Origin of the sequence: uncultured Acetatifactor sp. (assembly GCF_948601915.1) — a bacterium.
GTDB lineage: Bacteria > Bacillota > Clostridia > Lachnospirales > Lachnospiraceae > Acetatifactor.
Genome location: NZ_CAPDXS010000011.1, coordinates 1 through 24,116 on the forward strand (window position 1 = coordinate 1; position 24,116 = coordinate 24,116).

At 57.9% G+C, this 24,116-nt stretch carries 19 protein-coding genes; 4 read left to right on the plus strand and 15 right to left on the minus strand.

Going from position 1 to position 24,116, the window contains the following annotated elements:
- The 9 genes from Q2B33_RS03110 to Q2B33_RS03150 form a co-directional block, all read right to left on the minus strand.
- A partial coding sequence (locus tag Q2B33_RS03110) for a GNAT family N-acetyltransferase (protein ID WP_300913857.1) occupies positions 1–529 on the minus strand: 529 nt, incomplete at its 3' end.
- A 236-nt stretch (positions 530–765) separates the two neighbouring features.
- A complete protein-coding gene (locus Q2B33_RS03115) occupies positions 766–3,078 on the minus strand; it encodes a hydratase (protein ID WP_300566485.1) in 2,313 nt (770 codons plus the stop codon).
- A 17-nt stretch (positions 3,079–3,095) separates the two neighbouring features.
- Positions 3,096–3,626, minus strand: coding sequence for a GNAT family N-acetyltransferase (locus tag Q2B33_RS03120; RefSeq protein ID WP_300566518.1), 531 nt, complete (start codon positions 3,624–3,626; stop codon positions 3,096–3,098).
- A gap of 51 nt (positions 3,627–3,677) precedes the next feature.
- A complete protein-coding gene (locus Q2B33_RS03125) occupies positions 3,678–4,649 on the minus strand; it encodes a metallophosphoesterase (RefSeq protein WP_300566482.1) in 972 nt (323 codons plus the stop codon).
- 42 nt (positions 4,650–4,691) lie between these two features.
- Positions 4,692–7,172: a glycogen/starch/alpha-glucan phosphorylase gene (locus tag Q2B33_RS03130; RefSeq protein WP_300566515.1), complete on the minus strand. Its 2,481-nt coding sequence runs from the start codon at positions 7,170–7,172 to the stop codon at positions 4,692–4,694.
- A 222-nt stretch (positions 7,173–7,394) separates the two neighbouring features.
- Positions 7,395–9,161, minus strand: a complete 1,767-nt coding sequence (locus Q2B33_RS03135; RefSeq protein ID WP_300566479.1) for an AAA family ATPase — start codon at positions 9,159–9,161, stop codon at positions 7,395–7,397.
- Positions 9,162–9,325: 164 nt separating this feature from the next.
- Positions 9,326–9,727: a hypothetical protein gene (locus Q2B33_RS03140; RefSeq protein WP_300566476.1), complete on the minus strand. Its 402-nt coding sequence runs from the start codon at positions 9,725–9,727 to the stop codon at positions 9,326–9,328.
- Between the two features lie 340 nt (positions 9,728–10,067).
- On the minus strand, positions 10,068–10,511 hold the full coding sequence (locus Q2B33_RS03145) for an FMN-binding protein (RefSeq protein ID WP_300566473.1): 444 nt from the start codon (positions 10,509–10,511) through the stop codon (positions 10,068–10,070).
- On the minus strand, positions 10,508–12,523 hold the full coding sequence (locus Q2B33_RS03150; RefSeq protein WP_300566470.1) for a methyl-accepting chemotaxis protein: 2,016 nt from the start codon (positions 12,521–12,523) through the stop codon (positions 10,508–10,510). The genes Q2B33_RS03145 and Q2B33_RS03150 overlap by 4 nt, the downstream gene beginning before the upstream one ends.
- A gap of 65 nt (positions 12,524–12,588) precedes the next feature.
- Here Q2B33_RS03150 and Q2B33_RS03155 point away from each other — a divergent pair, with 65 nt between their 5' ends.
- The 3 genes from Q2B33_RS03155 (at position 12,589) to Q2B33_RS03165 (ending at position 15,083) form a co-directional block, all read left to right on the plus strand.
- Complete coding sequence (locus Q2B33_RS03155) at positions 12,589–12,879, plus strand: hypothetical protein (protein ID WP_300816021.1); 291 nt, start codon at positions 12,589–12,591, stop codon at positions 12,877–12,879.
- Positions 12,876–13,634, plus strand: a complete 759-nt coding sequence (locus Q2B33_RS03160; protein WP_300566467.1) for a flagellin — start codon at positions 12,876–12,878, stop codon at positions 13,632–13,634. Before Q2B33_RS03155 ends, Q2B33_RS03160 begins: the two co-directional genes overlap by 4 nt.
- A gap of 165 nt (positions 13,635–13,799) precedes the next feature.
- Positions 13,800–15,083, plus strand: a complete 1,284-nt coding sequence (locus tag Q2B33_RS03165; protein ID WP_300566465.1) for an amidohydrolase family protein — start codon at positions 13,800–13,802, stop codon at positions 15,081–15,083.
- Between the two features lie 105 nt (positions 15,084–15,188).
- Here the strand turns inward: Q2B33_RS03165 and guaB are convergent, their stop codons facing one another.
- Positions 15,189–16,643, minus strand: coding sequence for an IMP dehydrogenase (guaB, locus tag Q2B33_RS03170; protein ID WP_300566462.1), 1,455 nt, complete (start codon positions 16,641–16,643; stop codon positions 15,189–15,191).
- A gap of 175 nt (positions 16,644–16,818) precedes the next feature.
- Positions 16,819–17,328: a hypothetical protein gene (locus Q2B33_RS03175; RefSeq protein ID WP_296455887.1), complete on the minus strand. Its 510-nt coding sequence runs from the start codon at positions 17,326–17,328 to the stop codon at positions 16,819–16,821.
- Between the two features lie 351 nt (positions 17,329–17,679).
- Between Q2B33_RS03175 and Q2B33_RS03180 the strand changes: the two genes are divergently transcribed.
- Positions 17,680–18,423, plus strand: a complete 744-nt coding sequence (locus Q2B33_RS03180; RefSeq protein WP_300789249.1) for a hypothetical protein — start codon at positions 17,680–17,682, stop codon at positions 18,421–18,423.
- A gap of 158 nt (positions 18,424–18,581) precedes the next feature.
- On the opposite strand, the gene gatB is transcribed toward Q2B33_RS03180, so the two are convergent.
- From gatB to aspS, 4 genes are all read right to left on the minus strand, one after another.
- Complete coding sequence (gatB, locus tag Q2B33_RS03185) at positions 18,582–20,042, minus strand: Asp-tRNA(Asn)/Glu-tRNA(Gln) amidotransferase subunit GatB (protein WP_300783674.1); 1,461 nt, start codon at positions 20,040–20,042, stop codon at positions 18,582–18,584.
- Between the two features lie 45 nt (positions 20,043–20,087).
- Complete coding sequence (locus tag Q2B33_RS03190; RefSeq protein WP_300783676.1) at positions 20,088–21,617, minus strand: amidase family protein; 1,530 nt, start codon at positions 21,615–21,617, stop codon at positions 20,088–20,090.
- Between the two features lie 27 nt (positions 21,618–21,644).
- Positions 21,645–21,941: an Asp-tRNA(Asn)/Glu-tRNA(Gln) amidotransferase subunit GatC gene (gatC, locus tag Q2B33_RS03195; RefSeq protein WP_300769142.1), complete on the minus strand. Its 297-nt coding sequence runs from the start codon at positions 21,939–21,941 to the stop codon at positions 21,645–21,647.
- A gap of 255 nt (positions 21,942–22,196) precedes the next feature.
- On the minus strand, positions 22,197–23,948 hold the full coding sequence (aspS, locus tag Q2B33_RS03200) for an aspartate--tRNA ligase (RefSeq protein WP_300783678.1): 1,752 nt from the start codon (positions 23,946–23,948) through the stop codon (positions 22,197–22,199).
- Between the last annotated feature and the right edge of the window lie 168 nt (positions 23,949–24,116).

Below are 24,116 nucleotides of genomic sequence, written 5' to 3' on the forward strand. Positions count from 1 at the left end.
CCTTCAGCTTGAAGGCCCTGGGCTGGACGCCGTATCTTTGGAAGCCGTGCTTTTCGTACAGGTGGAGCGCCCTTGCATTGTCCTCGAAGGTGCCAAGCTCGAGCTGCTCGAAGCCGTTTTTGCGGCACTGCTCTATGGCGATTTCCAGCATGATGCCGCCCAGCCCTAAGTTGCAGTAACTCTGCTGGATGGAAACCCCCAGATAAGCCCTGTGGCAGTATTTCAGATAGCTTCGGACATAAGATACCCCCAGGTCCGCGATGACGCGCCCTTCCAGAAAGGCCGTCACCATAAAGCATTTCGGGCTCTCCGCAATCTCCGTCAGGCTGGCTCTCATGACATCTATGTCATAAATACACTCCTCCGGATACCTGGACATGAAATAAGTCTCCGCCGATGTGATCGTCCGGTGGGCGCACAGGGACTCCGCGTCCTCTGCCGCCGCGCTCCGGATGGTGACATGCTCTCCTGATGGGAATGTCATCTCCCTTGGTTCAATCAACATGATATCCACCGCCTTTCCCGGCATCCGTCATGACACCGGTCCCTTTCCTCCGCTTCCTCTTGCCTCATCTGCTTTCCTTCCATGTCGGATCCCCGGATACGCCAAAAGGGCAGAAGCCACGCAAGGCCCTGCCCTCCGCTCTCCGTCATCCCACCCGGTTGTAATTGATCAGGCAGCCTTTCAGGACTTTCCAACTATGTCGAATCCCCGGATACGCCAAAAGGGCAGAAGCCACGCAAGGCCCTGCCCTCCGCTCTCCGTCATCCCACCCGGTTGTAATTGATCAGGCAGCCTTTCAGGATAATCTGACGCTCCTCGTCGGTCAGTTCGCCCAGGCGAAGGGTGAAAGCTTTCAGGCCGTCCTTGTCCACCCGGTAGGCCACAATCGTCTCCGCTTTCTCCTCCACGGTCTTCCGGATGCCGGGGAAGAAGAGATAGTCCAGGTTCTGAAAGGGCAGCTCTCCCTCTTCGATCAGGAAGGGCAGCATGCCCCAGTTGATCAGGTTGGAGCGGTAACGCTTCGTGGCATATTCATTGGCGATATTTGCCCAGCCCCCCAGCACCTTCTGGCAGGAGGCGGCCTGCTCCCTGGCGGAGCCGTCGCCGGGCTTCACGGCGAAGATGGTGGAGCCGAAGCCCGTGTTGGAGTGGTCCGCCTCAGGGTACTGCCCCCTGATCACGCCCATCAGCTCCTTCAATACGGGCAGCTCATGGCATGGATGCCCCCCGGCCATGCGGGCCTTCTCCGCCTTCTGGATCTCCTTGGCCCGGGCCACGTAATCCGGATCCTTGCGGCTTAAGGTGAACTCCGCCAGCCCCAGGGGATTGGAGCGGTAGGAGGAGGTCTCCCCGGAAGGAATCAGCTCGTCCGTGGTGGTGACAGGATCGTGGATCTCGCTGACCACCTGCAGCAGGAGGTTCTCCGGCAGCGCCCCCATCTCGGGCCAGTCCTTGATGTTGGGCCCCAGCTGGATCTCCACGCCGGGATCCGCCACGCCCCTGGAATCAAAGACCCGGTTCCGGTATATCTTGCTGTCGAAATGATACTTATATTTGGACAGTTCCCCGTCAAATTCCGTGGCCGGGGTCAGCACGCCCTTGTTGGCCGCGGTGGCGGCGATGGAACGGGCATCCATCAGGGCCACTGAAGAAATCTGGCCGTTCTGGAGCTTGCTTCCCTCTCTGTTGGGGAAGTTCCGGGTGGAATGGCGGATGCTGAAAGCATTGTTGGCCGGGGTGTCCCCCGCGCCGAAGCAGGGGCCGCAGAAAGCCGTCTTCATCACAGCGCCCGTCTCCAGGATGGCCGCCGCGCAACCGTTGCGCACCAGCTCCAGGTAGACAGGCATGGAGGCCGGGTACACGCTTAAGGTAAAGCTGTCAGTGCCGATGGAGCTGCCCTTCAGGATGTCCGCCGCGGCGCAGATGTTCTCGAAGCCGCCGCCCGCGCAGCCTGCGATAATGCCCTGCTCCACCGTGAACTTCCCGTCCCTCACCTTGTCCTTCAGAGAAAACCGCAGAGGCGACCCGTCCGGGCCCTTTGCGCCGTCCAGGCTCACCAAAGCGCGTTTCTCCGTCTCCTCCAGGATGTCCATGAGATTGGCGTTCAGCTCCTCGATGGTGTAGGTATTGCTGGGATGGAAAGGCATGGCGATCATGGGGCGCACTTTGGACAGATCCACCTGGATCATGCCGTCATAATAGGCCACTTCCCCGGGAGCCAGCTTCCTGTAATCCTCTTTCCGCCCGTGGATTTCATAGAATTCCTCAATCTCCCCGTCTGTCTCCCAGATGGACGACAGGCATGTAGTCTCCGTGGTCATCACATCGATGCCGATGCGGAAGTCCGCGCTCAGGGAGGCCACGCCGGGGCCTACGAACTCCATCACTTTATTTTTCACATAGCCGTTCTTGAACACGGCGCCGATGATAGCCAGGGCCACGTCCTGAGGGCCCACGCCCTTCACAGGCTCTCCCGTCAGGTACACGCCCACCACCTGGGGCCTACCTATGTCATAGGTCTGGTTCAGCAACTGCTTCACCAGCTCCGGGCCGCCCTCGCCCACTGCCATGGTGCCCAGTGCGCCATAGCGGGTGTGGGAGTCGGAGCCTAAAATCATCTGGCCGCCGCCCGCCAGCATCTCTCTGGCATACTGATGGATCACTGCCTGGTGGGGGGGCACATAGACGCCGCCGTATTTCTTGGCGCAGGACAGACCGAACATGTGGTCGTCCTCATTGATGGTGCCGCCTACGGCGCACAGGGAATTGTGGCAGTTGGTGAGTACATAGGGCATGGGGAATTTCTCAAGCCCTGAGGCCCTGGCAGTCTGGATGATGCCTACAAAGGTAATGTCGTGGCTGGTGAGCTTGTCGAATCTAATCTTCAGCTTGTCCATATTGCCGGAGGTGTTGTGGCTCTCCAGGATTTCATAACAGATTGTCTGTTTTTTCGCTTCCTCTCTGGTGATTTCCTTTCCGGTTCTGCTGCGAAGCGCCTGCTGCGCCTCGGGCGTATCGGCGATGATCTCCCTGCCGTTTACCAGGTAGGCGCCGCCTTGCATTAATTCTACCATAATGTTGGGTTCCTTTCTTATTGTTGTTTGGTGTTCCGCAGATACCAGAAAACTGCAGATTCCTCATTATCAAAGTTCCTGTAAAGCATGGTATTCACCGCACCGATCACAAAGCCGCACTTGGCATAGAAACGGCAGGCCAGCAGGTTATTGTCCTGTGTCTCCAGTGCCAGCCCCTTCATACCGGAATCTTCCGCCCATTGAACCGCCTTTTGTATCAGACCGGTGCCCACGCCCTGTCCTCTGGCGGATTGTGCGACGCAAATGTCCTCTATAAACGCATATCTGTTCCAGTCTTTTCTCAGGACGATCTGTCCGATGCATTCGCTGCCGGAATAGGCCAGATAAATGGTTTTGTCCGGATCATCTATATAAGCAGCGTAATCCAAGTCATCGTCCAGATATGCCTTTACATAGGATTGTCCGTAGATTTCTTCTGTATATGTCCATATTCCGTCTGCTAATGCAGGTTTTATTTTCCCGATAATCCGAAAGGGCTGATTCGCCTTGTTTATATCCGCAAGGTTCTGCCGATTTATTTTTACAATCTCCAAATAAGCTCCTCCCCGAATCGCTATTTCCGCAGCACTTCCTCCGGTTCATTCTCCGCCGGTGATATGAATCAGGATTGCCTCCCCCCGGAATCCGGCACCGCCTACCAATTGCAGCACCTGCTTTTCCCCTTCTATGACATCTCTGTCATAAAAATGGACATGGCCCGCCAGCACCAGCTCCACCGGGCTGGAAGCAGCGGTGGTACGGCTCACGAACCGCTCCGAATCCTCATTGGGATAAATCCCGCCGTAATTACCCGCCCCAATCACTACAGGGCTGCTCCAGGCTTCCCTGGCCTTCCCCAGCACCGACTGGGTCATGAAGGGCACATGGGCCAGGACGATCACAGGCCTGCCCTCTGCCAGAATCTCCTCATATGCCGGGAACACGCCAACCTCCACCTGGCCCGGGCTGTCGTCAATGCCCACCACCGTAAATTCTCCGAAATCCAGTGAGTGAATCACTGTATTATCCTGCATGAACGGCTCCAGCAAAGGCAGATAGGCCTCCTTCCCCGCCTCCGTCATATACTCCCAGGGATAGGTCCAGTCGTGGTTGCCATTGACATACAGATAGGGCATGTCCAGCTGCCCCAGCTGCTCTTCCAGCCACCTGAGATTGGCTTCCGAGGGCGTGTCGATGATGTCTCCGCCCAGCAGGACGGCATCCACCCCGTTCTCATTGGCATACCGAATCCACTCCGGGAACTGCTCCGCTGACGGCACCCCTTCCTCATTGAAAAAGGTGGGATACCGGGCCTCCTCGTTGGCCGCCTCCTGCTCCGAAGCCCCCTGGCTTTGGACGATCGCATGGGTATCCGTCAAAAACAGCAGGGTATACTCCCCCTCGATTCCCTTCAGCTGGACAGTCTCCTCCGTGATATGCTTCTCCCAGGCTCCACCACCCGTCCCTTCCTTTTGGCCTCCCTCGCCGGCATTACCGCAGCCCGTGAGAGCGGCCAGGCCCAGCAGGCATATTACCGCAAAGGCGTGCCCAATCGCACGCCTTTGCAACATTTTATCCTTTTTATTCAAATAAGACACTTCTATTTCTCCAGTTTACAGAGTCACCTTGTCCAGATGCCAGATTTCATCCACATACTGCTGGATGGTCCTGTCGGAGGTGAACTTGCCGGAGCATGCCACATTCAGGATGGCGCTCTTCGCCCAGCCCTCGCTGTCTCTGTAGGCAGCCTCCACTTTCCTCTGAGCCTCCGCATAGGGCTTGAAGTCCTTCAGGATGAAGTAGGTATCCGCCCTGGAGGTGGACAGGGTGTTCAGCAGGGAGTTGTACAGGGTGCGGAACAGCTCCTTGTCCTTGTCATAGGTTCCGTCGATCAGCTGGGTCAGCACCTTATGGATGTCCTTGTCGCTGTTAAAGATCTGCATGGGATCGTAGCCGCCGTTGTTTTCGTAATTGATGACCTCATCGGAGGACAGGCCGAAGATGAACGCGTTCTCCTCTCCCACCTCTTCCACGATCTCCACATTTGCGCCGTCCATGGTGCCCAAAGTCAGGGCGCCGTTGAGCATGAACTTCATGTTGCCCGTGCCGGAGGCCTCCTTGCTGGCGGTGGAAATCTGCTCGGACACATCCGCCGCGGCAAAGATGATCTCTGCGTTGGACACATTGTAGTTCTCGATGAATACCACCTTGATCTTGCCGCCGATGGAAGCATCGTTGTTCACCACTTCCGCCACCGCGTTGATCAGCTTGATGGTGAGCTTGGCGTTCTTATAGCCCGCCGCGGCCTTGGCCCCGAAGATGAATGTCCTGGGGAAGAACTCCATCTCCGGATGGGCCTTCAGCTCATTGTACAGATACATCACATGGAGGATGTTCATCAGCTGCCTCTTGTACTCATGGAGACGCTTTACCTGTACGTCGAAGATGGAGTTGGGATCCACATCGATGCCGTTGTGCTCTTTGATATATTTCGCCAGGCGCAGCTTGTTCTGGTACTTGATCTCCATGAACTCCTTCTGAGCCTTCTTGTCCTCCGCCAGGGCCTTGATGCCCGCGATCTGGGGCAGATCCGTGATCCAGCCGTCGCCCACCTTGGAGGTGACCCAATCGGCCAGCAGGGGATTGCCGTGGAGCAGGAAACGGCGCTGGGTGATGCCGTTGGTCTTGTTGTTGAAGCGCTCCGGGAACATCTCGTAGAAATCCTTCAGCTCCTGGTGCTTCAAGATTTCCGTATGCAGCCTTGCCACGCCGTTGACGGAATACCCGGCCACGATAGCCATATGGGCCATCTTCACCTGTCCATCGTACAGGATGGCCATCTTGCGTATCTTCTCCTGGACATCCACGCCGTGTACGCCCCTGTATTTCTGCTCGATCTGGCGGATGAACCTGCGGTTGATCTCGTCCACAATCTGGTACACCCTGGGAAGCAGCCTGGAGAACAGGTCGATGGGCCATTTCTCCAGGGCCTCCGCCATGATGGTATGGTTGGTGTAGGCGCAGGTCTTTGTGGTGACTTCCCAGGCCTCCTCCCAGGTCAGGTCATAGTCGTCCAGCAGGATGCGCATCAGCTCCGGGATGGCCACGGTAGGATGGGTATCGTTGAGCTGGAAGGTCACCTTCTCATGGAAGCGGCGGATGTCGTTATGCTTCCTCATATACTTGTCCACGGCCTCCTGGACGGAAGCGGAGATGAAGAAATACTGCTGCTTCAAGCGAAGCTCCTTGCCCGCGTAATGGTTGTCGTTGGGATAGAGGACATTCACCAGGTTCCTGGCCAGGTTCTCCTGCTCTACTGCCTTGCTGTAGTCGCCCTTGTCGAAGGAATCCAGCTGGAAGCCGCCCATGGACTCCGCATCCCACACCCGCAGGGTGTTGACGATGCCATTGCCATATCCCACGATAGGCATGTCGTAGGGGATGGCCTTCACCGACTGGTAGTCCTCCTGCACATAATGGTTCCTGCCGTTCTCATCGGTGCGCACGGTGACATAGCCGCCGAATTTCACCTTCTTGGCATACTCCGGCCTGCGCAGCTCGAAGGGATTGCCCTCCGCCAGCCAGTCGTCCGGAATCTCTATCTGGAAACCGTTCTCGATCTTCTGCTTGAACAGGCCGTAGCGGTAGCGGATGCCGCAGCCATAAGCGGGATATCCAAGGGTGGCCAGGGAATCCAGGAAACATGCCGCCAGCCGTCCCAATCCGCCGTTGCCCAGCGCCGCGTCGGGCTCCTGGTCTTCCAGCACATTGATGTCCACGCCCAGCTCCTCAAGGACTTCCTTCGCCCCCTCGTAGGCCTGGAGGTTTACCATGTTGTTGCCCAGCGCGCGGCCCATGAGGAATTCCATGGACATATAGTACACCATCTTGGGGTCTTCCCTGTCATAGGCTTTCTGGGTGTTCATCCAGTTGCCGATGACCCTGTCCTTGATAGAATAGGAAGCCGCCTGGAAAATCTGCTGGGGAGTGGCCTCCTCCAATGTCTTGCGGTACATGTTCATGACATTATACAGGACACTCCTCTTGAAAAGCTCCTTGTCGAACGTGGGCTTCTTCTCAGAGGCTTCCGGCATGTCCGTCTGCGTCTTTGCTTCCGTCGTGTTCGTCTTCTTCACTTCTTTCTCCTTTCACACTCTCAATCTATTTTAAGGCAAAACTCAATGAATCGGCCTTATTGCCCGACTGTTTTTTATTATACCAAAATTCGCCAGGCATTCCAACTGCTTTTTGCACAAAATTAGAAGACAAAATTACAATTTTTCAAAATATTGTGTGGAAGCCTGCCGAAATACCCTTCACCCAATCAGCACTTCCTTCCCCCGAAACGCAAGACCATACTTCCGAATCCTGTCCGTTGGAATGCCTTTCGCTTCCAGAGCCGCCGCATATTTCATGTCTTCAATCTGCTTCAATGCAGACTGTACCGTGTCTTCCAGCGTCCGCTCTCCCCCTTCCGGGTCATGTACCTTGAATTCCATAATAATCGCGTCTTTAAAGCGATTATTTGTTATCGCATCTTCCTCCTGGTCCTGCGGCTCCAGCATCACGTCGTACCTGCCGAAACCGCTCTCCCTGTTGGAATTGACTACATATTGCCCGCGCAGATCCACCAGCAGCCCCAGGACGAAGCCATGGTAGAACCGCTCCGGCTCATTCGCTTCGGATGGCCTGTTCCCGCTGTCAAAGAAGCTGAAAGTATCCAGGGCAACCCGGTTCATGTAAAGGTTCATCTCGCGGAGGTCGCCTTTCAGCAGGGCTTTCACGAACCCATTGTAGGCGGGGGTGTATTCCTTAAACCACTCGTCGACCATCCCTTCGAACATGGATTGGACTTCCCTGTTCGTCAGGGCCAGGTCATATTCCGGCCTTCCCCTTTCCATATCAAAGACGACCGAATCCACGCGCAGATAGCCGCTGGCAAGGAGCAGGCTCCAGACGGCGCTGCCCTTATAATCCAATTGATTGAAGACAATCTGCTCGTCCAATGCCGTATGATAGGCATCTCCCTTCAGAAGGCTCTCCATCACCATCTTCACCTCCGGGCCGCTCCCGCGGATCAGCTTCCCTGCCAGGCTGTTGGAGCTGGTGTTCGCCCAGTAGGCATCCAGCCTGCCCTTGTCCAGGAAGTTCAGGATGGACCAGGGATTGTAGATGCCCCGCTTGTCCCCAAAGGCAAAGCCATCATACCAGCTCTTCACGTCCTGCTTCTTCCCGCCCAAGCCATATTCCTCCAATGCGGCGAATACCTCTTCCTCCGTAAAGCCAAAGGAATCTGTATATTTATTGGACGTGGCAGTCACTACCTCCAGATTGTTCAGATCCGAGAACAGCGATTCCTTGCTGATTCGCGTAATCCCGGTCAGGATTGCCCTCTCCAGGTAAGGGTTCGTCTTGAATGCGGCATTGAACACTCCTTTCATGAAGTCTGACAGCTCTGTCCAATAGCCGTTCAGATAGGCCTCCTGCATAGGAGTATCATACTCGTCCAGCAGGATGATGACTTTCTTCCCATAGTAGCGCGACAGGTAATTGGATAAGGCATTCAAGGAATCTGTGGCCATATAGTCTTCCATATCCACCGATATCTCCCGCCATGTGCCCTTCTCGTCCTGGTTCAGACAGCCGCTGTCGGCCAGGAAGGCATATTTATTATACAGATTTTTGATAATCAGGCATATCTTCTTCCTCGCGTTGATGAAGTCCGTCTCCTTCACCTTGGCAAAGGACAGGCTGATGACGGGATAGGTCCCCTGCAGCTGCCTGTACTTATAATCCTCTTCCGTAGGCTTCTCCCCTCCAGGGGAACCATCCTTGCCAGTCTTAGACTGCCAGATGGAGAACCTTTCGAAAAGTTCCCCGCCGCCTGAATGTTCCACAGAGAAAAAATGCTCCACCATGCTCATGTTAAGGGTCTTGCCGAAACGTCTTGGCCGGGTAATCAGGGTGACTATGTCATTGTTCTCCCACCACTCCTTTATAAATTGAGTCTTGTCGATGTAGAAACAACCTGACCGAATCAACTGCCCGAAGTCCTGATGTCCGATACCTACCGTCCTTGCCATGGCGACACCCTCCTGGAAAATATTTGCCCTGTCTGCGCTGCCCTGCAGGGAGCTACCGCAGAACCTATAAGACTTGATTCTATGGTTCTATTCTAAGGGATTCTTTGGAAAAGTCAATGGAGAGTTCGCGTTACCAGCACTCGCAATCAAATGTGCCAGCGGCATCAACAGCCAGTACCTCTGAATTCCTTTCGAGGAACGAACCTGGTATCTGTCAAATGCCAGTTTGTCCTTAGACTGACGGAAGACGGCCACCTTTCCGTATATCTGTCCAGAATCTCCTGGGTGCCCAGAGAGGCATCCGTGCTGATAAAAGCCCGCAGGGCCCCTGGAGCATGGAACGCATCCTTTGGATAGCTGATCAGTACTGCTGCATCATCAATGCCATTGAAGCTTCCTTCATACCGATAGACATAATAGCTCTGATTGCCAATGGTCACGAGGCTGACATCGGCATCCGCCTTCCATATATGAATCGCAAGTTTGCTGACCTCCTGCACAATCTTCACTTCGAATCTGGACTTGTCGTACATGACGATGGTGTAATTAAGGACTAGGCATTTCACACTCCATATCCGCCGCCTCGCCCTGTTCCCGGGCAAGGCAGCCAAATCATCACGTCAGTCCCTGCAAACGGCTTATGGCACCTGACGTAGATATCGAATAGTTCGCCTAACTGGCATGTAAGGCGAACTTTTTATCAAAAAACAAATCAAATACCCCGCTGCAAGCAACGGGGTATCAAGCTTGCAACGCTGCAGAGCAGCGGGGTATTTGACCCTCGCGGCATTCGCCAACTGGCCGTGCAAGCACGGCCGCTTGGCTCATTGCTCGCGGGAATAACATCCGCACACGCAATCCACAAATCACCAACCCCCTGGGATGCCTGGCCTCCATCCCTGCGCCTCAGTGCCCGGTATCCACATACACGATGCTGGAGTCCCCTTTCCCGGCCTGCTCCAGGACCGCGGCCATCAGTTTCTGGAAGGAGCCGTAGGAAGAAGTGGCCCCGGTGAGGGCGTCGATCTCCCCTTCCCCCTGCTTCTCCAGAAGCTGCCCGGCGTAAAAGCGGGTGTACTGGTTCGGGTAGGTGCCCGTCACGTCCAGCATGGACTGCATGTAGGCAGTGTCCCAGCTCTTGATGAATCCGCTGGCGTTCTCCGCATTGTACTCCACGGAGACGATGCTCCCGTCCTTCACCATGATGGTGATATATTCCCTCCAGCCATGGCTGTACTCGGCGGCCTGGGCGGTGTAGTAGCCGTCCTGGAGCCCTGCCTGGCCGCTGCCGCAGGCTGTCAGGAATCCCGTCACCAACAGGGCCAATACGATGCTTGCTATCCTTTTCATCTGCCCCTTCCCTCCTTCACCACAAATCTCTTCACCTGGTCCTGAAGGGCCTCCGCCTCTCTTGCCAGGCCGGAGCTGGACTGCTCCGTTCCGGCGGCATTCTGCAGGTTTCTCTCCGCAATGGCCGAAATCGTCCCGATCCGCTCCTCCATGATCACCAGAGCGCTCTCCTGTCCCCGGACCGCCGTCACCAGTTCGTCGGTGATTCCGCTGATCTGCTCGGAGACGGCCGATATCTCCCGGAAAGAGCTGGCGGCGGCTCCGGTGAGCTTCACGCCGCTCTCGATGATGGTCTTGGTGCTGCCCACCATCTGCGCCGCGCTTTTGGCGGACTCGCTGCTCTTGGAGGCAAGCTGCCTGACTTCCTCCGCCACCACGGCGAAACCCTTGCCCGCGCTTCCGGCCCGGGCCGCCTCCACGGACGCATTCAGCGCCAGGATGCCTGTCTGGAACGCGATGTCTTCGATGTCCTCCGCAATCTTGGTGATCTTCTGGGCATTGACGCTGATATCGTCCATGGCCTGGGAGAGATCGTCCATGCGCATGTTCGCCTCCCGGATGCACTGGGAGATTTCTTCCGTCTTCACCCTGGTCTGGCTGCTGCTCTTCGTGACGCTGGCCAGGCTCTCTTTCACATGGGACACCTCGTCCACCAGTTCCTCCGTGGACCGGGTCTGCTCCATGGAGGCCTGATGGAGCTGGCCGGACTGGCCGTTGAGCTCCTCTGCCATCCCTGCCAGCCGGTCGGCGGCAGAGCGGAAGCCCAGAATGGTTTCGTTCATGGAGCGGAGGATGGTGCCGAGGCTCCCCCGGATCTGCACGAAGTCTCCTCTGTAGTCCATTTGGGGCTCCACCTGCAGATTCCCCTCCGCCACCTGGGTCAGTACCTGCTGGATATCCGATATGTAGCGGTTGACGCTCTCCACGGTATCCCCCAATGTCCGGGTCAGCAGCTCCAGTTCGTCCCTGGTCCGGATCCGGGCCACCTCCGTATGGAGGTCGCCGTCAGACAAAGCCACCATCCGGTCCGTCACCTTCTTCACCGGGCGGGAGATGGACCTGGCCAGGCGCAGCACTGCCAGTATGGAGAACAGCAGTACCACAAATGTGGCCGACACCGCCACCAGAATGGCGCCGTTGATGTAGGAGCCGTAGTCCGCCTTCGGCACCTGAATCACCAGGGACCACTGTGTCCCCCGGATGGGGGAAAAGGCGGCCAGCATGATCCCGCCCTCCACGGAGAACTCCGTGGCGCCGGTCTCGTCGGTGACCACCCGATCCGCAACCTCCCGGTCCCCTCCGCACAGACCCTCCATGGTCTCTCCCTCCAGAACCAGCGTCTGGTCCGGATGGCCGGTGATGGCGCCCCCATGGTTCACCATGTAAGCGATGCCGTGCCTGCCCAGGTTGATGCTGCTGATGACATCATTCAGGGTGTCGTATTTATAGACGCCCACCACATACAGGGTGGTCTCCCCCTCCTCCTTCACCGGCATGCCCATGGTGATGCCCAGTCCCTCCTGGAATTTTGTAGACGAATCCGTAGTCATATTGTCGGTCTCCTGCAGCAGGGAGAAGAATTCGCCGTCCAGGCGCTGCGGCGCGGTGTCGGTCCCCTGTACCAGCTGCCCCTCCAGATCATAGAGGCCGATGGCATACAGCTCATAAATCTTGGCCGCCTCCATGAGCAGCTGCTCCCGGTCTGCCCGGAGCGCCTCCTCTCCCCCTGCCCCGCCGCCGGCTTCCCCCGCCATCCGGGGATCTCCGGCTATGTTCATCATCCGGTCCGCCAGCATGTGGATATTGGCCTCCACTGTCTTGGCCGACTGGCGGGCCATGGGCTGCAGGCTGTCCAGCAGAATGTTGTTGGCCAAAGACTGCATGGCCGCCCACATGATTCCGCAGCATACCAGCACCAGCACGAAAATGTTCAGCAGGGTGTTCCTCAATATCCTGCCGTTCAGGCTTCTTTTCATCTCCCGGCCACGGGAGTCCGCTTTGTTCCCGCTCACTTTCCTCTCACTCCTTTTTGTTTTGCTCTTGAGACATAGGAAAAGCCCTCCAGCCATGCCGCGGGATGCCGATGCATCCTCCTGGAAAAAACTGGGAGACTTCCGTTTTAGTATACCATGGCCGGCCCGAAAAAGGAAGCCCCTTTTTGCTCCCTCCTGCCCCCCTCCCTGCCCCCGGGCCGTCCGGCATGTCCTGGCAGGAATATATTTTCAATATATTTTCAGGACAGAAAAAAACGAAAATACAGTTGAAAAATATGGCAAAAGATTATATAATAAAGAAAAGCAGATGCAAGAGGAAGGTTATGTGCTTTCATTATGATGTAAAATCTGACAAAAAGGAGGTTCCGTTATGAGCAGCATGACTGTAACAAATGGAATTTATAATTCATATTCCCATCTCTCCAGCGGCAAGAGGATCAATACCGCCGCGGACGATGCGGCAGGGCTTGCCATTGGCAAGAAGATGCAGGCCCAGGAGACAGGGCTCAATGTAGGCGCGCAGAACGCGCAAGAGGGCATGGGTGCCCTGAACGTGGCCGACGGCGCTCTGGGCGGCGTGATGGATTATCTGCAGAGGATCCGGGATCTGGCCCTGCGCTCCATGAACGGCCTTTCTTCCGCTTCGGACAAGAAGTATTACCAGAACGAAATCAATCAACTGAAGGAAGGCATCCAGTCCATGTCCAAGACCACTTCGCTGAACGAGCAGAAGCTCCTGGACGGCAGCATGGCCGACATGCACATCGCCACCAATCCGGACGGCAGCGGCATGCGCATCGGCATGGCGAACTCCACCCTGGAGGCCCTGGGCATCGCCGATTTCGATGTGACCAAGAAGTTCAATCTGGACGATATCGATGCCGCGATCAGCAAAGTAGCCGATCAGCGCAGCAACCTGGGCGCATCCACCAACCGTCTGGAGCATGCCTATAATTACAACACAGGCGCAAGCCTGGAGCAGCTCAGCTCCAGGAGCCGTATCGAGGATTTGGATATGCCAAAGGCGATTTCCGAGAAGAAGAAGGAAGACCTGCTCAGCGAGTACAGGAACTTGATGCTGAAGAAGCAGATGAACCAGGATTCCATGATGCTGAAGCTGTTCCAGTAGGATGGGGCGCACCGTCCCCGGCGGACTGGTTTAATTGAACTGAAGACACACCGGACTTATGATTGCAGTCATGGGTCCGGCTTTTTTACACGCTTCCAGCCATGAAGCTTGCAGGCTTTCCCGTAGGCCCTGTAGATGGCAGATGAACAGGAGGTATCCCTCAATATGAAGAGAGCTTTTACGAATCTGATGCTCCTGGACGGCAGCGAGCACATGACCCCAAGACGGGGCCAGGCGGTGCTGGTGGATGACGACAGGATTGCCGCAGTGCTGCCGGAACAGGACTGCAGCCTGGAGGGCTTCGAGGTAATCGACCTGGGCGGCCAGTACCTGATGCCGGGGCTGATCAATCTGCACGTCCACATCCCGGCGGGCGGAAAGCCCAGCAAGAAGCCCATGGACGCGAAAAAGAGCGTGAAGCTGGCCACATCCAACGCCCTGACCCGCAAATACATAGAATATATGTACAAGTCCTACTGCCGCACAGAGCTTCTCAGCGGCGTCACCACCTTCCGCTCCGTGGGCGGGATAGAGAATTACGACACATGGATCCGGGACAGGATTGCCGCGGGAAAGGCTGTGGGCCCCCGCATCCTGGCGGGCAACATGGCGGTGTCCGTGCCCGGGGGCCATATGGCAGGGTCTCTGGCCTATGAGGCCACCACCCCGGCGGAGGCCGCGGCGTATGTCCGGAAAATCGCCGCGGACAAGCCTGACCTGATAAAGCTCATGGTCACAGGCGGCGTGCTGGATGCCACGGTAAAGGGGGAGCCGGGCGTCCTGAAGATGGAGCCCGCTCTGGTGAAGAGCGCCTGCGACGAGGCCCACAGGCTGGGGTTCCAGGTGGCCGCCCATGTGGAGAGCCCCCAGGGGATGCGGGTGGCCCTGGAGAACGGCGTGGACACCATCGAGCACGGCGCGAAGCCGGACGCGGAGATCATACGCCTGTTCCGGGAGACGGGCGCGGTCCATGTGGCCACCCTCTCCCCTGCGCTGCCCTACGCCCTCTTCGACCCGGAGGTCAGCCATGTGTCGGAAACGGAACGCTTCAACGGGGAGGTGGTCTTCCGGGGCATCGTGGACTGCGCCAAGCAGTGCCTGGCAAACGACATCCCCGTAGGCCTGGGCACCGATACCGGATGCCCCTATGTGACCCACTACGATATGTGGCGGGAGCTGCAGTATTTCCATAAATGCTGCGGGGTGCCCAACTCCTTCGCCCTGTATACGGCCACGAAGCGCAATGCCGAGCTTGCCGGCATCGGGGACGTGACGGGTAGCATCCAGGCCGGCAGATGCGCCGACTTCATCGTGTGCGCCAGGAACCCTCTGGAAGACCTGACTGTCTTAAGGAATCTCAGCATGGTGGTGGCCAGGGGAACGGTCATCCGGGACCCTAAAATAAAAAAGATGCCCCAGGTGGAGGCGGAGCTGGATAAATTCATGTAGCCCCGGACGCCAGGGGGTCTGAGCGAAAAGAGCCATGCCAAAACAGGGAATGTCCACCGGACATTCCCTGTTTCTGTACAATCCCCGCCCTTCCCTTCGCGGCCCCTACTGGTCCACGCTGTAATTGGGCGCTTCCTTCGTGATATGGATGTCGTGAGGATGGCTCTCCTTCAGGGAAGCCGCGGATATCTTCACGAACCTGCCGCTCTCCTGGAGCTCCTCGATGCTGTGGGCCCCGCAGTAGCCCATGCCGGAGCGCAGGCCTCCCAGCAGCTGGAACACGGTGTCCTCCACCGCCCCCTTGTAGGCCACCCGGCCCTCCACGCCTTCGGGCACCAGCTTCTTGGCGTTCTCCTGGAAATATCTGTCCTTGCTGCCGTTCTCCATGGCCGCGATGGAGCCCATGCCGCGGTAGACCTTGTACTTCCTGCCCTGGAACAGCTCGTAGTCCCCGGGGCTCTCCTCGCAGCCCGCGAACATGCTGCCCATCATGCACACGCTTCCGCCTGCGGCGATGGCCTTGGTGATGTCCCCGGAATACTTGATGCCGCCGTCCGCGATGATGGGCACGCCGTACTGCCTGGCCACCTCATAGCAGTTCATGATGGCCGTGATCTGGGGCACGCCGATTCCGGCCACTACCCTGGTCGTACAGATGGAGCCCGGGCCGATGCCCACCTTGACGGCATCCGCTCCGCTCTCGATCAGGTCCTTCGCCCCCTCCGCCGTGGCCACGTTCCCGGCGATGACCTGAAGCTCGGGATATTTCTCCTTGATCATCTTCAGGCAGTTCAGCACATTGGCGGAATGTCCGTGGGCGCTGTCCAGCACGATCACGTCCACCTTGGCGTCCACCAGAGCGGCCACACGCTCCAGCACATTGGCGGTGATGCCTACGCCTGCGCCGCACAGGAGCCTTCCCTGGGCGTCCTTTGCCGCCAGGGGGTATTTTATGGCTTTCTCGATGTCTTTGATGGTGATGAGGCCTTTCAGATTGAAGTCCTTGTCCACGATGGGAAGCTTCTCCTTCCTGGCCTTCGCCAGGATCTGCTTCGCCTCCTCCAGCGTGATGTCCTCATGGGCGGTGATCAGCCCCTCGCTGGTCATGGATTCCTTGATTTTCTTCGTGAAGTCTGTCTCGAATTTCAGGTCGCGGTTGGTGATGATGCCCACCAGCTTGCGCCCCTCTGTGACGGGTACGCCGGAGATGCGGAATTTTGCCATGAGTGCGTCGGCATCCCCCAGCGTATGTTCGGGAGTCAGGGAAAACGGATCCGTGATGACGCCGTTCTCAGAACGCTTTACCTTGTCCACCTCCTCGGCCTGGGCCTCGATGGACATGTTCTTGTGGATGATGCCTATGCCGCCCTGCCTTGCCATGGCGATGGCCATGCGGTGCTCGGTCACCGTGTCCATCCCCGCGCTCATCATGGGGATGTTCAGCCTGATCTTCTTCGTCAGCCATGTGTCCAGCTCCACCTGGTTCGGCACCACCTGCGAATACGCAGGCACCAGCAGCACGTCGTCAAAGGTTATGCCCTCTCCGATAATCTGTCCCATACTCTCCTCCTGTTCACGTTTGCGCAAAAGCCCCATGCCGATACGCCCTCTGAGAATGCCGGGCGCGTTCCCGTCCTTGCTTCCCCCGGGGCCGGCATGGGCTCATGCCATCTCCAGTACCCTACAGTTATGATTTTCATGAGTTTACCAAAATTTTACATTTCTGTCAATAAGCTCAATCCGAAAAAACCTTTCTGGGGGCCACATTTTTCATCAGCTTGATCAGCTCCTCGGAAGGGCTCAGCACAATCTTCTCGCCGCCCTCGTAGAACATCAGGTAGCGCTTGTCCGGCTGCAGCTCCTCCCCGATGCTGTAGTCCTTCTGCTTGTTCACGTTGCGGTTCCTGAAATTGTCCAGGTGGTAGCTCTTGATGGGCGCCAGGATCTCGATCCTGTCCAGCTGGTACGTGGCCACCCTCTTGCGCCTGGTCTTGTTCATGATCTTGTCCACCACCAGCTCCTTGTCCAGGTAGAGGTACTCGTATTCCAGGTCTGTGAACATCTTCACGAAATAGGCCCCCACCCCGAACAGGATCGCGCCGATGAAGGCGAACAGCATCAGGGGCGGCAGCACGAATATGGTCAGCACACAGAGCACTGACAGCGCGGTCAGCAGGAACCCGCCTATCTTGCCCAATACGGAGGGCTTCGCCTTTACCAAACATTCCACATAAGCGTCACTCATTTTACATCGTCCTTCCTTTGTCTTCATTTTCTGGTGCCAGTTCCTATTTATCATAATAAACTATCTTCCGCTAACTTGCAAGACAGTTTCACGGCAGTTTTTCATCCCGATGCTTTTTTATCCTTTTTTTAGAATCTTGTAACAATAGATGCATTGACAATCCCGCCTGGAAAGTATTATGATTTGAAGGGTATACTGTAGACCGCCAGGATTTACAGTGGTGTCCCCGGGAAAGTACCTGGCTGGCGGTCTGCAGTCGGGTCGCACTGCAAATTTAACCGGTGCGCAGTATAAAATACAGGCGGCAAGATGATGCCTACACACAGGAAAGGTGGACAAGCCATGCCGGTAATGGATGAATTCAGAGAAGAACGGGAAGCGCTGAAGCACGGTACCCCGAAACAGAAGTTCCGATATTTCCTCGACTACTATAAATGGCATGTGGTGGCAGCGGTGGCGATCATCGTCTTCGCCGCCTCCATGATCTACAATATGGCGACCAGGAAGGAGATGGCTTTCTCCGTCTCCCTGGTCAATGCCTTCGACATCGGCACCGGGGAGGAGCAGCTGGCCTCCTTCGCCGAATACGCGGGCATCGACACAGAGGAGTTCGATGTCATGGCCGATTCCAGCATGCAGATAGATTACACCTCCACGGACCAGAACACCGCTGCCTCCCTCCAGAAGCTGATGGTGCTGGTGGCGGCGGGGGAGATCGATGCCCTCCTGTCGGACGAGGCCGTCATAGAGCAGTACGCCTACAGCGAAACCTTCTACGACCTCAGGGATGTGCTCACAGCCCAGCAGCTGGAGGCATATGAGCCCTATTTCTTCTACATGGATCAGGCCGTGGCGGAGGCTATCAGCGAAGCCCAGATGGATCCGGATTATGACTCCAATGCCATGCCGGAGCGCCCGGATCCCAGAAAGCCGGAAGCCATGGAGCAGCCCGTTCCCGTGGGCATCTGCCTGGGAGAGGCAAAGGCCCTGAATGAGACCTATATCTTCCTGGGCGGGGAGGGCATCCTGGCAGTGCCCGCCACCAGCCCCCATCTGGAGACAGTGTCCCAGTATGTGGACTTCCTCCTACAATAGCCCTTAGACAATAGCCCTTTGACAATAGAATCCTCCCTTGGATTCTATTGTAGCCCTTAGATTCTATTGTAGCCCTTTGACAATAGCCCTTCGGCCATGCGGCCACCCCCCGAAGACAGATCAGGACAGCCTAAAAGCTGTCCTTTTTCCGTTTATCCTCACAGCATCTCCCGCAACAGCCTGTCCACAGTGACAGGATCCGCCTTGCCCTTCATGGCCTTCATGGTCTGGCCCACCAGGAAGCCTATGGCCCTGTCCTTGCCGCCCCGGTAGTCCTCCACGGACTTGGGGTTGGCCGCGATGACCTCCTCCACCACCCTGCGCAGCGCATCCGTGTCGCTGACCATCTTCAGCCCCTTCTCCTCCACATACGCCTCCGGATCCATGTCCTGTTCGAACATCAGCTCAAAGACCTCTTTGGCCACGGTGGAGTTGACGGCCTTGCTCTCGGCCAGGGCGATGAGCTTCGCCAGGTGCTCCGGGGAGAAGCGGATGTCCTCCGGATCCAGCCCCCTCTCCTTCAGCAGCCGGATGGTCTCCCCCATGAGCCAGTTGGACACCTTCTTGGGCTGGGCCCCCAAGGCCACGGTGGCCTCGAAGATATCTGCCATAGATTTGGAACCGGTGATGATTTCAATATCGTAGTCAGGGATATGGTACTCAGACCTGTACCGTTCCATCTTTTCCGTGCGGAATTCCGGCTGTCTGGCGCGGATTTCCTCCAAAAACGCATCATCGATGCTCACGGGCACCAGGTCGGGATCCGGGAAGTAGCGGTAGTCCTGGGCGTCCTCCTTGGAGCGCATGGCGTAGGATGTACCTTTCAAATCGTCCCAGCGCCTGGTCTCCTGCACCACGGCTTTCCCGGATTCCAGCAGATCTATCTGGCGTTCCCGCTCCCCCTCGATGGCCCTGGAGATGGCGTGGAAGGAGTTCAGGTTCTTCATCTCGGTGCGGGTGCCGTAATGGGCTGAACCCAGCTCCCGGACGGACAGGTTCACATCCGCCCGCATGGAGCCCTCCTGGAGCTTGCAGTCGCTGGCTCCCAGGTATTGGATGATGAGGCGCAGCTTTTCCAGGTAGGAGATGACCTCTTCCGCGCTCCTCATGTCCGGCTCGGACACGATTTCAATCAGGGGAACGCCGGAGCGGTTGTAGTCCACCAAAGTGCAGTCCTCCCACTCGTCATGAATCAGCTTCCCGGCGTCCTCCTCCATGTGGATCTCATGGATGCCTATGCGCTTCTTCCCGGGCGTAGAGGCTTTTTCGCCCTCCAATCCCTCCTCCAAGTCTATCTCCACATAGCCGTCCCGGCAGATGGGGAGATAGAGCTGGGAAATCTGGTAGTTCTGGGGGTTGTCGGGGTAAAAGTAGTTCTTCCTGTCGAACTTGCAGTATCTTGTAATCCGGCAGTTGGTGGCCAGCCCCACCGCCACCGCGTGCTCCAGCACCTTCCTGTTCAGCACGGGCAGGGAGCCCGGCATGCCCGTGCACACCGGGCAGGTGTGGGAATTGGGCTTGCCGCCGAAGGCCGTGGAGCATCCGCAGAAAATCTTGGTCTTGGTGGCAAGCTCCACATGTACCTCCAGACCGATGACAGTTTCGTAATCTTTCGCCATTGCCGTCCCTCCTTCTTCCGGTTCAGCAGCCGTCCGTCTGGCGCCTCACCCCTGTCCGTCCTTTCTGAACTGCTCATAGCTGTACGCCGCCCGCAGTATCTTCTTCTCCTGGAAGCAGTCGCCGATCAGCTGCAGGCCGATCGGCAGGCCATTCCCATCCTCGCCGCAGGGGACGCTGATGGCGGGCAGCCCCGCCAGGTTCACGGATACGGTGTAGATATCCCCCAGGTACATCTTCAACGGGTCGTCCAGGCTCTCACCCAGTCTGGGCGCGGTGGTGGGCGCTACAGGCCCCAGGATGCAGTCATATCGGGCGTAGGCTCTGTCGAAGGCCTTTTTTATCATAGCCTTCACCCGCAGGGCTTTCAGGTAATAGGCATCATAATAGCCGGCGCTTAATACAAAGCTGCCCAGCATGATGCGGCGCTTCACCTCCGGGCCGAAGCCTTCGGAACGGGTCTGCTTGTACATCCGGTGCAGCTCCTGCGCATCGTTGGCCCGGTAGCCGTACTTGATGCCGTCGAAGCGCTCCAGGTTGGAGCTGGCCTCCGCCGCGGCGATGGTGTAATAGGCGGGGATGGCGTATTCCACCAGGCTTAAGTCGAACTCCTCCACCAGAGCGCCCTTCCCGCGAAGAAGCTCCGCCGCCGCCATGACGCTGTGCCGCACATCCTCCGAAAGCCCGGGGCCGAAATAGTCCCTGGGGATGCCGATCCGCATGCCCGCCACATCCTTTTTCAGGGCGGAGGTGAAGTCGGTGTCCTTTCTATAGAGATAGGTGGAGTCCCTTCTGTCCGGCACGATGCCTTCGGGGCTCCCTCCGCCCTCCCCGGACATATCCCGGGAAGCGGCTTCCCCTTGCGCCGCGCGCGGTTCCGCCCTGGCAAGTATCTCCAGCGCGGCAGCGCAGTCCTCCACCGTCCGGCCCAGTGGCCCTATCTGATCCAGGGAGGAGCCGTAGGCCACCAGGCCAAAACGGGACACGGTGCCGTAGGTGGGCTTCATGCCCACCACGCCGCAGTGGGAGGCGGGCTGCCTGATGGAGCCGCCTGTGTCGGAGCCCAGTGCGAAGAAGCACTCTCCCGCCGCCACCGCCGCCGCGGAACCGCCGGAGGAGCCTCCGGGCACATGCTCCGTATTCCGTGGGTTGCGTGTGGCGCCGTAGGCCGAGGTCTCCGTGGTGGAGCCCATGGCGAATTCGTCCATGTTGGTCTTGCCGATGACCACCGCCCCGGCCCGCTCCAGGTTCCGGAGCGCCTCCGCCGTATAGGTGGGGACGAAATTCCCCAGCATCCGGGAGGCGCAGGTGGTCCGCATCCCCGCCGTGCACAGATTGTCCTTGACGGCCACGGGGACTCCCGCCAGAGGGCCTGTCAGCTCTCCCGCCTGGATGCGCCTCTGGACTTCCCCGGCCCGCTCCAGGGCCTTTTCCTTATCGATCGTAATGTAGCAGTGCAGCGCGTCCTCCTTCTCCTCTATCCGGCAAAGGACCGCCTCCATGGCCTCCGGGGCCGTGGCTCTTCCCGCCCGGATGGCGGCTCCCAGCTCCACTGCTGAAAGAGATAAAAGTTCCATATTCCACCTCGCTTTCCCGGTTTTCCGTCAATGGGACATGACATTGGGCACCGCGAACATGTCGCCCTTCCTGGCGGGGGCATTGCGCAGCATGTCTTTGCTGCCGTCGCCTCCTGTGACCTCGTCCTCCCGGAACACGTTCTCCACCGGGAAGGCATGGGACATGGGCTCCACCCCTGTGGTGTCCAGTTCGTTGAGCTTGTCGATATAGTCCAGCATCCTGCCCATGTCCTTCCTGGCCTGTTCCCGCTCCTCCTTCGAGAGCGAGAGCTTCGCCAGGATCCCCACGTATTCTATCGTCTCATCGCTGATGATATTCGCCATAAAACTTCCCTTTCTGAACAATATCCTCTCGGAATCTCCAGGCCACATATCACGCGGCTTTCTGGAGCTCCTTTGAAGCGGTTCCCCCACTTTTCCAGGTGCCTCCCTGCCCCAATGCCTGATTCTGCTTTCCGAAATTCCGAGAGCCTATAACAATCCGGTGCAAGTCCGGAAGAATGCCCTCGGGCATTCTTCCGTGTGTAACATAGAACTTCTTAGCGGATGTATTTTATCCGCTTAGAAGTTCTTTACACACTAGGCCCTGACCTTGATATGCGCTTCCCTCAGCTGCTGCTCGGTGACCTCCCCGGGGGCGCCGCTCATCAAATCCTGGGCGGAGCCGCTCATGGGGAAGGCGATCACCTCCCGGAGGTTCTCCTCTCCCCGCAGCAGCATCAGCATCCGGTCGATGCCCGGCGCCATGCCCGCGTGGGGCGGCGCGCCGAACTGGAAGGCCCGGTACAGGGCCCCGAACTTCCGCTTCAGGGTCTTCTCGTCATACCCCGCTATCTGGAAGGCCTTCACCATCAGGTTCCTGTCGTGGTTGCGCACGGCCCCGGAGGAGAGCTCCACGCCGTTGCAGACGATGTCGTACTGATAGGCCAGCACCTCCAGCGGGTCCTTGGTCTCCAGGGCCTCCAGCCCGCCCTGGGGCATGGAGAAGGGGTTGTGGGTGAAGCCGATCTCTCTCGTCTCCGGATCCATCTCGTACATGGGGAAATCGTTCACATAGCAGAACCGGAAGGCATTTTCTTCCGTGAGCCCCAGCTTCTCCCCCAGCTCCAGGCGGATCTTCCCGGCATAGTAGTTGGCCCGCTCCTCCTTGTCCGCTATGAAGAAGATGGTGTCCCCGGCCCCGAGCCCCGCCGTCTGCCGCAGCATGTCTTTACGCTCTGCCGGTATGAACTTATCGATAGGCCCCTTATAGGAGAGGTCCTCCGCCACCTCCAGATAGCCCAGCCCCGCCATGCCTAAGGAGACTGCGAACTGCAGGAGCTTTTCGTGGAAGCCCTTGCTCATGTCGGCGTGCACCCTGATGGCCCGCACCGTCCTGCCCAGGAAGGGCTTGAAGGTGCATTCCTGGAAAAAGTCGGTGACGTCCAGAATCCGCAGGGGGTTGCGCAGATCCGGTTTGTCCGTGCCGAACTCCACCATGGCCTGCCTGTAGCCGATCACAGGGTAGGGGGCCGGGGTCACCGCCGCGCCCTCCGGGGCGAATCTCTCAAAGACGGCCGAGAGCACTTCCTCCCCGGCCCGGAACACGTCCTCCTGGGTGGCGAAGCTCATCTCGAAGTCCAACTGGTAGAACTCTCCGGGGGAGCGGTCCGCCCGGGCATCCTCGTCCCGGAAGCAGGGGGCTATCTGGAAATATTTGTCGATGCCCGACACCATCAGCAGCTGCTTGTACTGCTGGGGCGCCTGGGGCAGGGCGTAGAACTTCCCCTTGAATTTCCGGGAGGGGACGATATAGTCCCTGGCCCCCTCCGGCGAGGAGGCGCAGAGGATGGGGGTCTGTATCTCCACAAAGCCCATCTGCGTCATCTTCTGTCTCAGGAAAGCGATTACTTCCGAACGGAATAAAATGTTATCCCGGACTTTCGCGTTGCGCAGGTCAAGATAACGGTAGGTCAGCCGCACTTCCTCCCTGGTCTCCCTGGAGGTCATGACCTCAAAGGGGAGCTGGCGGTAGACCTTGCCCAGCACCGTGATCTCCCTTGCCTCCAGCTCGATAGTGCCGGTGGGAAGCTTGGGGTTGTAGGTGTCCTGGTCCCGCTTCTCCACGGGCCCCAGGATGCTGACGCAGGTCTCCTTGATCAGGCCCTTCAGAAGGCCCGGCCTGCGAATCACCACCTGGAGCACGCCGTACATGTCCCGCAGATCGATGAAGGACACGCCGCCGTGGTCGCGGATGTTCTCGATCCATCCGGCTACCCGGATCTCCTGTCCGATGTGCCGCTCTCCTATCTCCCCCACCGTAATGTCTCTGTAACAGTTCCTGTCTGTCATAATGGCTCCTTTCCCTGACTCTCCGGACGCCTCTTTGGGCGTCTCGTGGGCTGCCCGGGGCCCCTCCCCGTCTCCGACCGATTCCCGAGCCGCTTTCCCCTGCCCGGCTCTCCCGGACCGCGGCATCCTGCTTTTGCCCCATGGTCCGTTTTCGGGACGAAAAAAAGC